This window comes from Paenibacillus qinlingensis, from assembly GCF_031455095.1.
Lineage (GTDB): Bacteria > Bacillota > Bacilli > Paenibacillales > NBRC-103111 > Paenibacillus_E > Paenibacillus_E qinlingensis_A.
This window is the reverse complement of record NZ_JAVDSB010000015.1, coordinates 1-13,167: the sequence shown is the minus strand read 5'-3', so window position 1 is coordinate 13,167 and position 13,167 is coordinate 1. Positions and strand designations below refer to the sequence as shown.

Sequence of the window (13,167 nt, the reverse complement as noted above, 5' to 3'; positions counted from 1 at the left end):
TTAACACGGGTTGGACGCCTTTTCTGTTCACTAGTTTAGATCATGCCTCGCAGACGATCCGCAATCACGCGCATCATGCTGCGCAGAACATCGATGTTCTGGAAGCAGAAACTCAGCACGAGATCACGATGCAGCTGAAGCAGTACGGTTGGTTCCTTCGCGGTGCAATCCGCCGAACGTGGGCCACTGTCGATGATGGCCATCTCGCCGAAGAAGGCTCCTTCACTCAGCAGCGCGAACTCCTCGCTGCCACGGTGGACGCGGATGCTTCCCTCGATGATCCCATACATGGTGTCTCCGAAGTCACCTGCGCGACAGATCGCTTCACCAGCGTCATAAGCAACTTCCTCGACCATTTGCGCCAACCACATGAAATCATTTGGGCCTAGATGCACAAAGAGGTCGATTTTCTGCAGGACGAGGATACGTCGTAAAATGATTTCATCCCTCGTCAATTCCTTGGCATCCGCAGTTGGCTTCATCCCCACTGCAGCCGCCTCATCCTGTGCAAGGATCAGCTCGGACTGCGCTGCTGCATCCTGCTTATCTGGCTCTTGCACACGTTCTTGCACAGGCTCATCCTTCTGCGGCGCAACTACAGCTTTCCCTTGACCACGCTCCAGCTCAGAGCGCAATCTGCGGGAAAGCAGCTTCATCATTTCAACAGCAATGCTCGTCTGATCAAACATCATATCGTAGAACACAGACGAGTCTAACCGCCACAGTACCATATCTTCTTCCGCACGTATGGTAGCTGTACGTGCACTATATGTCAGAATCGCCATTTCGCCAAAGCAATCGCCTGAGTTCAATCCTCCGAGGAGCTGATTGTTGCGATATACGCCAGCTCTGCCCTCATCTACCAGCATGAGGGAATCTCCTGGATCGCCCTCTTTAATAATGGTATTTCCTTGGGTGATGACCATTTGATGCAATCGCTTAGCAATAACCGACAAGTCTCTGCTCGTGAGACCCTGAAACAGGGAAACTCGACGAAGCAGCTGCACACGATGCATCAGATCTGCAAGCTCCACATTTGCTGACGAATCTGTCTTACGATGTGTATGATACTGGATCGTTTGCGTCAGCCATTCGTCTCCTTGCTCGGCTAACCAGCTCAGATGCAGATTAAGCTCGACCTTACTGACGGATACTTTCGTCAGCTTCCGCGAACCAGCCATGAACTTGGCCATCTCCGTGCGCAAAGCGCCTTGAAGCGTCTGATCGATAACCTCCTCGGCGTTAGCCTGTTGACGTGAATCCCCTTCGGACCAGTCCAGATATACCGCCTGCATGGTCTGAGCATCATTTACCAATGCTAGCAGTAAGAAAACACGCCGTGAGATCGCTGTACGTATTTCACCAATAATCTTCTCAATTTCCGTAAATTCTTCTACGCCAATCACGCTTGAACCATGTTCAGCAAACTGTGCATACAGCTGCAATTCTTGCAAAATATAGGCCTCCACTTTCCGGCCATCCAGCTGAGGCAATTGCTTACTCATCCGTTGCAACGCTTCTAGAATACGGTCGCGCAGCGCATAGGGCGCTTTCTCATAGCAAGTAAATAACATGTCCATCGCCCGTTGTGTCCCCACTCGCTCAAACACCGAAGGCAAATACAAGCTTACTTCCTGCTGCTCTAAATAGGGTGCCAAGTGCGGCAGCACATCATCTTCGTCATAGGCCGCAAGTGCATCAATGGCATAGCGCCGAGTTTGGCTATCTTTTAACATCCCAATGATCGGCACAAGTAACGGAGGAACGTGTAGAATTGCCGCTGACTCCAAAGCACGAATACGAACTTGTGGACTATGATCCTGCAAAAGCGAAATGAGCGGCTTGTAAAAGTTTTTCACACGGATTTGTCCGAACAAGGCCGCCATCGCGATTCGTTCCTCTTCGTGTCCGCTTTCCATCATAGCTTTCAGCTTCCCTACCGCACGGAACATGCCTTCAATACTGTAGTATTTGACCAAGCCAGCAATTGTTGCCGCTTGAACCTCAACAGACGGGTCCTCTAAATTCACAGTTAGTTCATCGACATAATCTTCATTCGCGTAGGCGGAGAGGGCAATAATAGCCTTGGCTCTAACCTGTACATGATCTGATGCAATTAAGGTCTGCAGGGTCGGTTCAAAACCTTCAGGCACCCTCAACTCCACGTAGGCCAGGGCCTCTAAACGCATTTCAGGTATAGGGTGTTGCAGCAAGCCCTCTAGATGCGGAGTTAAGTCGAAAGAGCTCATCTCCTTCAAAAGCCCAAACGCATACAGCGCTTGCTGCTTGTCCGAACCATGCAGCGTATCCATTAAGATTTGCCGCGTAGCAGAATCCATGAGATTCAGCTCGACCTTTTGCAAGTCGTCGCCGCCTGTTTTGAGATTCGATAAGAGTGTTGTTAAGTATGCTTTCTTTACCTTGATACCGGCAAAAATACCTACGACAAGCAAAACTAACACGAGATAACTTAGCTTCTCAGGGGCTACGAATCGTGTAACGAGGAGAAGACAGATGGCCGCAAGTCCTTTGGCACCATTTCGGACAATCCCGTCCAAGAAACCTTTCGCTTTATTCCGCCATTCAGGAGGGACCGGAAACATCACTAATTGGCTGACCGAGGAATATATCGTGTCGCCGACGACTTTATCGCTACCTTTGACAACAACCGCCATAGCAAGTACCGGCAATACAAGTATGCCGAGACTCCCCGCGAAGAGCGCAATCGGGAAAATCAACAGCGCTGTCATCACACCGAATCGCGTAATCACACGCCCCGAGACGAACAATTGCACACAGAGGGCAATCAATCCAGAGAAGCCGTAAAAGCTTCCCATGAAGCCGGCTAATGCTTCGTTTTGCAAGGTGCCGCGTAGAATGACTTTGAATTGATAGTCAATTAATGTTAACGAAACGACGAGCGCTGCGGCCAAGATAGCGACATATTTGAGATGCGGCACACTCGCGAAAAGGCCACCTTTTTGCTGCACGGAGGATGACTTTGCAGTAGGTTTACGCATCTGGGCTGGCTTCGAATCGCCGCTGTCTTTGGTCATGCCCAAAATAACAAACACTGCAACAAGACCTAGTAATTGCAGTCCCGCATACACGTAAATCAAATTCGCCGTACCGACAAGTGGAACAAGGACTTTGAGACCGAATCCGCTTAGAATCCCGCCCATAATTCCCCCGCTGCCCACAAGTCCAATCATTTGCTTCGCCTTGCGCTGGTCCATCACCGATGTAGCGAACTGCCAGAAGCAGACGATCATCAGAAAATTGAACACATCATAGCCGATATAAATGACGGGAAATACCCATCGCAGCTCCATCCCCACACCGAATCTAGAGATCAAAACGAACGTCGAGATCAGCGGAATCATCAGTTTCAGCAGTGTTTCTAAGCGTACTTTGGGAGAGTATCGTTGGAACACAATCCCTGCCGTAATCATGACGAGTGCCTGCGGCAAGTACATCAAAGACAAATAGGAATTATCAAATCGACTTAGAAATAGTGTGTCCGCCGCCGTTCGGCCGATTGTTGAAGCGGATACTACAAAGAATAGATACGCAAATAGTAGAAATACCTTCCTATATTCCTTCTTATCCTCCGTAATTTTATCTATAAAAGAATGATACGTTTTACTTATACTGCTGCTCACCAAGCCACCTCATTCTGAAATTAAACCCTTACGATTCTCCCTAAAATTGTACCAGAAGTCCTAGGAAAAAATAACTACTTTTTGCGCGAAATTGTGTGAAACAACACAAAAAAAGACATCATCCGCAGATGTGTCTTCCTCCAGTAGATATTTATTAAATTCTAAAATGGTCGCCTCTCCAACTGCGAATCGCTTTCTTAATCGCATCTGGGGCCATTCGCTCTGCTGCCGCCTTCTTACAAAGTGCAGGAAATTCTTCATCCGATGCAAAACGTAAGGCCGTAATTTGACCTATCGTTAACTTTTTATCCAACAACTCCTGTGTCAGAACGAAATGCCGTAGGTTCTCCTCCGCTCGAATCGCTCGATCCTGTGCTTTGATTGGGTAAGAACGTATCAAGAGAAAAATCACAACCACGATGACTGCAATGAGGACAAACATAACCGCTGGCAACACCTGATCATCAGCCTGTATAGCGTTAATTAGATCCATAATGGATAGAACCACTAAGCCTAGCGCCAACAATGAAAATGCATAGTGAAACAACGGATGCATACGTCGATGATTGACATAATTTTGAACCTTCATCTACTTATTTCCCCACAATCTCAGTAATCTCACTCTCTAATAAAAGGTAACGGTGCACACTTCGCATAATCGGCACTTTCGTTAAATTGTTCTTGTCCACATATTGCTTCATCTGATCTTTCGACATACCTAAAATTTTGCCCGCTTCCATTACCGTGAGTACCGCTTCATTGCTAGTCGCGTTGAAGGTTGTCTTCACCTTTTGATTCCAGTCTTCAAATGATTGCATGTTTTCGCACCCTTCTCAATCCGATCCTTCTATTATAGCACGAAAACTGCTGCATCACCCAATTACCTTCATCTGCCACCTAGGACTACTGCTCTTCACTCATGAGGGCAAGCAGCGCTTTCGGCAACGGGAATTGCTGATTACTGATCATAATCTGATTCATGGCATCTTCGGCGATATCCGCCTGTTCTTCCTTAATCACGCTGATCTCGGCATGCAGCCGTTCCATCTGTGAATCGAGTGCTGCCGCGGATGCCGCTGCTTGCTTTAACTCCTCTAAGAGACGGGCAGGTACAGCTTGGTTACCTTCACTAAACTTATAAAATATCTTATGCTCCAAACTCGCCCAACAGTCCATCGCAATCGTCCGAATTTGAACTTCCATGCAGACGCGCTCTTCGCGGTCCGACATATGGACAGGCACTTCAATCAGCAAATGCAAACTTTGGTACCCATTGGGCTTCGGGTTTTTGATATAGTCTTTTTCGCTCAAAATATGTAGGTCGTTCTGATTTCTCAGCATCTCGGAGATCACATAAATATCGGACACGAACGAGCATGTAATTCGCAGGCCAGCGATGTCTTTCACGCTACCTTTTATGCCTTCGAAAGAGAGCTCTCCGCCTTTTCTCATCAGCTTTTGAAAAATACTCTCCGGTGATTTCAACCGCGATTTTGTATGTTCAATTGGGTTATATTCATGCAGCATCTCGAATTCTTGAACGAGGATATCAATCCTAGTCTCCATTTCGTCCAAAGCAAACTTATAGGTCATCATGAATCGGGTGATGTCGTTCTTGAACTTCTTCAAATCATTCATCGATAACTGATTCGTGAGCATATTCATACGGAATTCCATCCTTTGGTCATATAATGCTGTTCTCTGCTAGTTTAAATCACGGAGATCGCCAGAAGCAAATATTGCGAGCAGAAAAGACACCACGAGGGTGTCTTAAGTGTCCGTTGTATGTATATTAGTTCATTTTGTACGTATTGATCACGTCTTGCAAGTCTTGGGCGATACTTGCGAGCATCTGAGAAGATGATGTAACCTCCTGTGAGGACGCCAGCTGTTCTTCCGTTGCCCCTGCCACACTCTGTGACAACTCCGAGGTTATCTTCGCGACATGCTCCATGTTCGTGACCGTGGCGGAGACTTGCTGTGAACTTGCGGCCATTTGCTGCGCAGCTGCTGCTGTTTCTTGAATCTTGGAAGCCACTTCGTCTGCGGAGCGAACAATGGCTTGGAAGCTCAGTTCCGTACGATCGACGGATTGAAGTCCTTTTTGTACCTCAACGAGTCCAGCATCCATCGCTTTTACTGCTTCTTCGGTATCCTTTTGAATGTTGGTAACCACGCCTCTGATCGCACCAACTGACTCCCCTGTTTGCGTAGCTAGCTTGCGAACTTCTTCAGCCACTACAGCGAAGCCTTTACCAGCTTCACCAGCACGTGCTGCTTCAATAGCAGCATTCAAGGCGAGGAGATTCGTCTGCGTCGCAATCTCGCCAATCATTTGTGATACTTTACCAATATTCTGCGAGTGTTCAGCCAACTGGTGAATCGTCTGATTCGCCTGTGTAACCGCACTGCTTAAAGCGTGCATACTCATCGTGACATGCTTAACATCCGCTTGACCGTTGCGTGCTTGTTCAGATGCGTTAATCGATAGATCGGACACGTCCGACGTCGTTTCCGCAATGCGCTGCACGCCAACTGCTATTTCATCCATGGCGCGAGCACACTCCAACGCATTGATGCGCTGTGTTTCTGCTTCTGCGGCAATCGTCTGAATGTCCACAGCAACATGCTGGGAGGCTTCGCTATTTTGCTCCGAGCTCGCATACAATTGCTCGGAAGAGGAGGCGACAGCGCTGGATGATTCCTGCATGCGGGCCATGACTTCGCGCATTTGACGCATCATGCCATTTACCGCTTGAACGAGGACGCCAATTTCGTCTTTATTCGTAAAATGCAGCTCCGACGCCGTCAGATCCCCTTCTGCCATGCGATCCAGCACGTGAGATGCGGCAATAACGGGTCTCGTAATGTTACGCACAATTGCCCATGTAATTGCAACAGATAACAACACGGCGAGGATCAATAGACTAACACCGCTTACGATACTGCTGCGATACGCGGCTGTATTCTTTTCCACACTTTCATCTGCGCCCTGTTGATTGAAAGCAACCATTTTGCGACTTATCGTTTGAACAAAATTATAGCTTTGTGTCAGCTCATCATAGAGCCTAATTATTTCAATCTCGTCAGTTGCTTTCGTGTACTTGACGTAATTGCTTTTTAGATTGCCCCATTGTTCTAGAATCATGTTGTAATTTTTCTTATCTTCTTCATTAGCTAGCGAGGTGCCATAACTATCTATCGTCTTGTCGCCTTTGATGATCGTCGTTTGAATATCACGCGATAACTCTAACTTCACTGAGGCATCCTTCTGACCTTGGAGACCTACCAGATCTTTGGCAATATGCTCCGTCAAATAACTGAATTCCTGAATCAGCTGCGTTCCGACCATCCAGTTCTGAGCAATTTCCGTCATATCCTGCTTCATATTTTTCATTCTTACCATATCGGTAAGACCCAAAATACCCATAAACAGCAGAATAATTGCAAAGGAACCAATAAGTTTTTGCTTCAAATCCATTTTTACCTGCGTACGTCTCATCCACTCTTCTAATCTAGCTCTCGCTTGCATCCAAATCCTCCGATATTTCAATTTATGAGAATTTTCTCTCTCTCTTTATCCCAAGCCTATGTTATCGGAAAATTGTAAGGAGAATTCCATAGAAACTATTAACTCAGTATGAGTTTAACTAACATTTTTCCAATTTTAGTCACAAAATGGTCAAAGACAGTTAATCTCGAGCATCTCACTTCAATCAGCAAATATACGAAACTGACCCTCCTCCGTTTCTCTCTCAACCTGATCGTCTGGAGAAGACAAGTTCCTCTTCTTTTTTCAGAAGGTTGTACATAGCAATAGAAAGAGACACCCTCGAAAGGATGTGCGTCCCACTATGGTGATGCAACACTTGCTGCCTAATCAAATGGAGCTCTTCCTGCAATATGGACTAGCTATATTTTGGACAGTCACTTATATCCTCATCATTATCCAAGGATTCAAGGATCGCTCCTGCGGCATGCCAATTCCCGCTATTTGCGCTAATATTACGTGGGAGTTTCTATTCGCCTTCGTGATGCCTTTCCACCCGCTGCAGATGATTGTTTCGCTCGTTTGGCTTCTTCTGGATTGTGTCATCCTGTTCCAAGCTGTCTACTTTGCCAAACCCGAATATCCGCCACGTCTGCTCTTACCTGCGATCTTTTCCTTACTTGTCATAGCCTTGCTGCTCCATGTCGGCATGATCGTTGAATTTCATGATCAAGAGGGAAAATACACAGCCTTTGGCATCAATCTGATGATGTCCCTTCTGTTTATTAAGCTGCCTTTTAAGCAAGGGCTCCAAGGTCAGACTATTTACATCGCTTATTACAAAATGATTGGCACCCTGTGCGCATCCGTACTCTGCTACTCGCTGTACCCGGACTCCATTTTATTACTACTGCTTGCTGTGCTCACTACGGCAGCAGACATTGTATACATTGTGATCGTTCATCGCGCTCTCCACATGACGAAAGGGTCGAATGTCCAACTGGCACCTACCCTCCGCGCTTAGCAAAAAAGGGAACTCCTTACGTCCTCACTCCCTCCCTCGAGGGAACGAGGATGTCCTAATTGCGGATAAATAGGGGAAATCATCATAGAAGGGGAACTACAATGCTCTATTTTGCCGAAAACACTCGATAAATAACGAAAATCAGCCAATTAGCGCATCCACGTTCCCCACGGATTCGATATTAAGCGATTCCAGCCAAATAAGGTATCTACGTTCCCCCTGTGCAAAGAATTAGCCAACCCTTCCAATAAAAAAGCTGACAATAGGTAGAAGAATTCTACTTATGCGTCAGCTAATTTTCATTTATTTCGCTACGCCAAAATCGGCAGCTTCAAGTGGCTCGGATACGCCTCCGAGTGATAAATCTTCTGCGTCACCACAATCGGCTGCGGATCCTCATACGGATTCAAGCCGGTGTTCGTGTTCGGGAACGCAATCATCTTACTGGACGAAGTCACCGTAAATCGTAAGCGATGCCCGACCGGGAAGGTATGTGCGATATTTTGCATAAAAATATCGTACTTCTCGACTTGCCCCGGCGTCAGCAGCGCCGGCGCGTCCAAGCCGCCACGGTACTTCGCCCGCACGATGTAGTTGGACAGCTTGATGGAGTTCCCCTTCGGGTCCACATCGCTCAAGGTCACAACCCAATCCGTGTCCACGCCTGTGCTCGACGCGTACAGCTCACAAGACAGCTCGCCCGCCACAGTCACGGGCTCCGCCAACACCTCGCTCGTGTACACGAGGATGTCGCTGCGCAGCTCATGCCGCCGCATGTTCTCCGGCTCACGCTCGCCGCTGTCCGCCACGGGCTCCTCCGGATTGTACACGTACGCATCCGAATCCGCCTGCTGCGCCTGAGAACCCAGCGTCAGCACGCCATCCCCAAGGCTCGAGTTCGCTCGCCCTCCGCTGCCCAAAAACCACTTCGTCGCCGTCGCCTCGCTCGGCGTCCAATCATCGGACACGCGCCACTCGTTCGTGCCGACCACATAATAACTAGCCCTAGGCTCCTGCTCGATGCCGTTGGCGACGCCCTTCAAAAACCGATCGAACCAGCGCAGCACGTTCACATCATAGTTATACACAACCGCATCGTTCCCAAAGCTGGTGTCGAGCAGATCACGGGCCCGATTCGGGCCGTGCTCCCAGGGGCCGAGCCAGATTTTGCGGTTTGGCACATCATGCTTGGTTAGCATCCGCCATGTCTCCGACACACCGGCACTGTCGCCATCATACCAGCCTGAGATCACAAACATCGGCACCTTCACTTGATCACCGCGCTCACTATACGTGCAATCGCGCCAGAAATCATCATATTCCGGATGCTCGCTCCAAATATCCCATGGGCCGGAGGCCCGACCGATCATCTGCTGCGGTATCTCACGGATCGGCCTTGCATCAACAGCCTTCTCCGGGCTGACCGTCTTCCCCGCGAAGATATCAAAATCCGTCCGCGTTCCCACCGACTGCGCCAACGTCCAGCACAGCAAAGGCCACGAACACACGGTACCGCCCTTGCGCACCGTATCCACGAACGGCGAACCGACGTTCACTTCGTTCACGACGGCCTTCAAGTTCGGGTGCCCGCTAGTCGCTGCGGCTGTGACTACGTAGCCGAGGTACGAAGCGCCCCACATGCCAACATTGCCGTCGGACCAGTCCTGCGCGACGATCCAATCGATCGTATCCGCGCTATCGTCGCGCTCATAGAAGAACGGCACGAGCTCCCCTTCGGAATCAGCTCGCCCACGAACATCCTGATTGACGACGGCGTAGCCTTTGTTCGCCCATCTTTTAAAAAACGTCTTCCGCATATTCCGGTCATAGCACGTGCGGATCAGGATTGTCGGCAGCTTGGCACCAGGCGCTACGCCCTCAGGCAAATACACATCCGTTGCCAAACGAACGCCATCACGCATTGGCACTAAATCAGTCCCAAGGTCGTTCACGCCATAGCGCGCCTCCGAAAGCAGCGAATCCGCGTATTCCCTAAGCGGTGTCACCCCCTCATAGCCATCCACAACCAGCACTTCCATGCCATAGCGGTTCGGTGCCACGAATGCCACCACACAGCCATCCACCGTCACGATATCGAGCGCGGTATCCTTACGCAAAGCCCATACCTGCGAAACGACCCCTCTGCCCGCTACTTCACCCGTGTATTGGATATGCTTTTCATAACGCTCGCCATTGCCCAGCACGACGGCTTCACCCTGCCACTCCGCACCCGCATAATGGGACTGATTCGCACTAATTTTGTGCAAAGGAAGGATGTAGCCCGCCGTCTCGGCCAACACATTCTCCTGCATCTGCGTCCGCCGACGTGCATCTACTTTAGCATGCATAATGGCACTCGCTGTAAAACGAATCGTCCCCTCATACACGCCAGCCGCATACAATTTATAAACTGTCGTTCCCACATTCATCTCCGCCATCTCCTATCCGCACACCGCTTCGAACACACGCAGCCAGTTTCCGCCCATCATTTTCCGAACATCTTCGTCCGAATAACCTCTTGCCACCAGACCACGGGTAAAATTAATAAAATAGCTGTACTTCTCCAATCCTTTCACCGTTTCCGTCGAAGGTCCATCCCCTTTGGCGAACCCAATGCGAGGCGCAATATGCTCTTTAAAATAAACCAACGACCACGCCACATCGCTCATCGGCCAGTCGGTGCCAATACCGACATGGTCCACGCCGACCAGTCGGACGAGATAATCCATATGATCGAGCACATGATCGATCGTCGTATCATTTGGATCCCCGTGGACGAACCACGGCATCGCGAACACGCCAATCACGCCGCCCGTTGCGGCAATGGCCTGGAATTCTTCATCGCTTTTGCAGCGCTTATGCGGATAAATGTTCTCTACCCCGGTGTGCGAAGCAATCACTGGCGCTGTCGAAAGTCGGCACGCGTCCAGCGTCGTTTGCTTGCCGCAATGGCTTGTATCGACGATGATGCCTAACTCATTCATTTTGGCAATGAAACGCATCCCAAACTTGCTCACGCCGCCATTCGCCTCTTCCATACAGCCGGAAGCAATATAATTTTGATTGTTATAGGTAAGCTGCAGCACTCTCAGCCCAAAATTGTACATCGCCTCGAGCAGCTCCAGATTTTTGCCTAATCCGTCAGTTTCCTGTGCGGTCACAATGCCCGCCTTCAAGCCGTTAGCCTTCGCTGCGCGAATCTGCTCCGCCGTCACTGCTTTCACGAGCCAGTCATTCGCATCAAACTGACGCTGAATATCGCCCATGCTAATCAGGATCTTGTCCACACTTGATACGTCCAACTGACGATTGCCTGCGGTGATACCCGAACGGTACCATTCGTCTTTGAACTCGGAGATTTCTCCGCGAGCTGCCATGTCGTGAATGATTTTGCTCGGCATCGCGCTGTATACCCATGAATCCTCCTTAAAAGGCTCACACGCCTCCCGAATACTCTCGGAAATGGCCTCTGGAATCGCCTTCGGGGACAGCGGTCCCTGGAACAAAAGATCAATAATAATCGAACTCTCATGCAGCTCGCGTGCGCGTTCTTCTTCCTCTGGCGTAAGATTGAATGGATATAGTCCTTCTGTCGAATTCATCGATGCTCACTCCTAGAAGTCAATGTGGATTCCTTTGTGTGTGCGAATTGCTTCTTTGTAAATGTAGTGCGCTGCTGCGAGATCTTCGCAGGCGAGTCCTAACGATTTGAACAGCGTGATGGACGTGGCAGAGCGCCTTCCTGCTTTCAAGCCTACCAACAGCTCCCCAATTTCAGCTAAAATGTGGTCCTCACCGATCGCCCCCTCCTGCAGAGGGATCAGGTAATCACCTGCTTCGTTCACAGCGGACTCCGTGCGATCCACGAACAGCTCAGCCCGTTGCACCAGCTCGGTGTCGAGCTCGCGGTCTTTGGCTCGGCAGGCGCCAACGGCATTCACATGCGCGCCTGCTTTGATCCAGGCGCCCTGCACGATCGGCGTCGTCGACGCCGTCACCGTGCAGATAATGTCTGCCTCCGCCACAGCCGCCTGAGCGGAGGGTGCAGCTTCTACGACGACAGCCGGATAGCGGCTTGCCGTCTCGGCTCTCAATCTTTCGGCATGGGCCGGATTCGGCCCCCATACCTGGATCTTCGTGATCGGGCGCACCAGCAGCATCGCCTCGATGTGCGTGCGGGCTTGCTCGCCCGTGCCGATCACGGCAAGGGTCGCGGCCTCGGGCTTAGCCAGCAACTTCGTTGCTGCTGCGCTGACCGCTGCCGTGCGGATGGCGGTGATTCGGGTGCCATCCACAATCGCCTCCAATTGACCGTTGGTCGAATTGAACAGAGAGACAAAGCCTTGATGGGACGGGAAGCCTTTTCCATGATTACCAGGAAAAACGGTAATCACTTTAGCTCCAACTTTTTCATCCCGCTTCAAATAAGTGGGCATCAGCCCCATCACGTTGCCGCCATCCAGCGGAACAACGGATCTTAACGCTTGTACGGCTTGTCCATTCGTTAGATCAGCGAGCACAGCCTCCATGATTTCAATACAAGCTGGCATGGCAAGCAGTTCTTGCACTTCGTTTGATTTGATGACTAGGATAGGGAATCACCTGCTTTATGTCTTTTTTTACATTATAGCAAAGACAATGGTCGCGGGGGAATCTCAGATAGATGGACGGAATCCGCGACTCCTTCCGGTGAAAACTGCTACCTCCATTAGTCCGAAATCGCCTAACTATTTGCACTGTCGGCATTCATCATGCTTCATTAGTCCGAATTAGCCTAACTAAATCGCCATAAACGGCCGCTAACAGCGAAAAATGGTCATTTAGTTAGGTAAAATCCAACTATTCATCTTTTTTCGCAAGAAATCGCCGATTTAGTTCGGAAATATCGAACTATTCAATAGAGTAGGCCCATGCATAGTTGCATGGGCCTCTCACAGAACCGAACGTGCGGGTCATCGCATTCGGCTCCTCCGTGCTTATCCCCTCTGGGG

9 protein-coding genes are annotated in these 13,167 nt (G+C 49.7%); 1 reads left to right on the top strand and 8 read right to left on the bottom strand.

Going from position 1 to position 13,167, the window contains the following annotated elements:
- Positions 1-35: 35 nt before the first annotated feature.
- From J2736_RS26860 to J2736_RS26840, 5 genes are all read right to left on the bottom strand, one after another.
- Positions 36-3,662, bottom strand: a complete 3,627-nt coding sequence (locus tag J2736_RS26860) for an Npt1/Npt2 family nucleotide transporter (protein WP_310501657.1) — start codon at positions 3,660-3,662, stop codon at positions 36-38.
- Positions 3,663-3,816: 154 nt separating this feature from the next.
- Positions 3,817-4,251: a DUF6526 family protein gene (locus J2736_RS26855; protein WP_310501656.1), complete on the bottom strand. Its 435-nt coding sequence runs from the start codon at positions 4,249-4,251 to the stop codon at positions 3,817-3,819.
- A gap of 4 nt (positions 4,252-4,255) precedes the next feature.
- A complete protein-coding gene (locus tag J2736_RS26850; protein WP_310501655.1) occupies positions 4,256-4,480 on the bottom strand; it encodes a DNA-binding protein in 225 nt (74 codons plus the stop codon).
- Positions 4,481-4,565: 85 nt separating this feature from the next.
- Complete coding sequence (locus J2736_RS26845; protein ID WP_310501654.1) at positions 4,566-5,327, bottom strand: GTP pyrophosphokinase; 762 nt, start codon at positions 5,325-5,327, stop codon at positions 4,566-4,568.
- A 127-nt stretch (positions 5,328-5,454) separates the two neighbouring features.
- The gene (locus J2736_RS26840) at positions 5,455-7,194 is read right to left on the bottom strand and encodes a methyl-accepting chemotaxis protein (RefSeq protein WP_310501653.1); all 1,740 of its coding nucleotides are present in this window, start codon (positions 7,192-7,194) and stop codon (positions 5,455-5,457) included.
- A 328-nt stretch (positions 7,195-7,522) separates the two neighbouring features.
- On the opposite strand from J2736_RS26840, the gene J2736_RS26835 reads away from it, so the two are divergent.
- Positions 7,523-8,176, top strand: coding sequence for a transmembrane-type terpene cyclase (locus J2736_RS26835; RefSeq protein WP_310501652.1), 654 nt, complete (start codon positions 7,523-7,525; stop codon positions 8,174-8,176).
- Between the two features lie 311 nt (positions 8,177-8,487).
- Here J2736_RS26835 and J2736_RS26830 read toward each other — a convergent pair whose 3' ends face one another.
- The 3 genes from J2736_RS26830 to J2736_RS26820 are packed head-to-tail and all read right to left on the bottom strand — an operon-like array spanning position 8,488 to position 12,744.
- Positions 8,488-10,605 (bottom strand): CocE/NonD family hydrolase, encoded by a 2,118-nt coding sequence (locus tag J2736_RS26830; RefSeq protein ID WP_310501651.1) that lies wholly within the window; start codon positions 10,603-10,605, stop codon positions 8,488-8,490.
- Between the two features lie 12 nt (positions 10,606-10,617).
- Positions 10,618-11,778, bottom strand: a complete 1,161-nt coding sequence (locus J2736_RS26825; RefSeq protein WP_310501650.1) for a dipeptidase — start codon at positions 11,776-11,778, stop codon at positions 10,618-10,620.
- 12 nt (positions 11,779-11,790) lie between these two features.
- A complete protein-coding gene (locus J2736_RS26820) occupies positions 11,791-12,744 on the bottom strand; it encodes an ornithine cyclodeaminase family protein (protein ID WP_397341679.1) in 954 nt (317 codons plus the stop codon).
- Between the last annotated feature and the right edge of the window lie 423 nt (positions 12,745-13,167).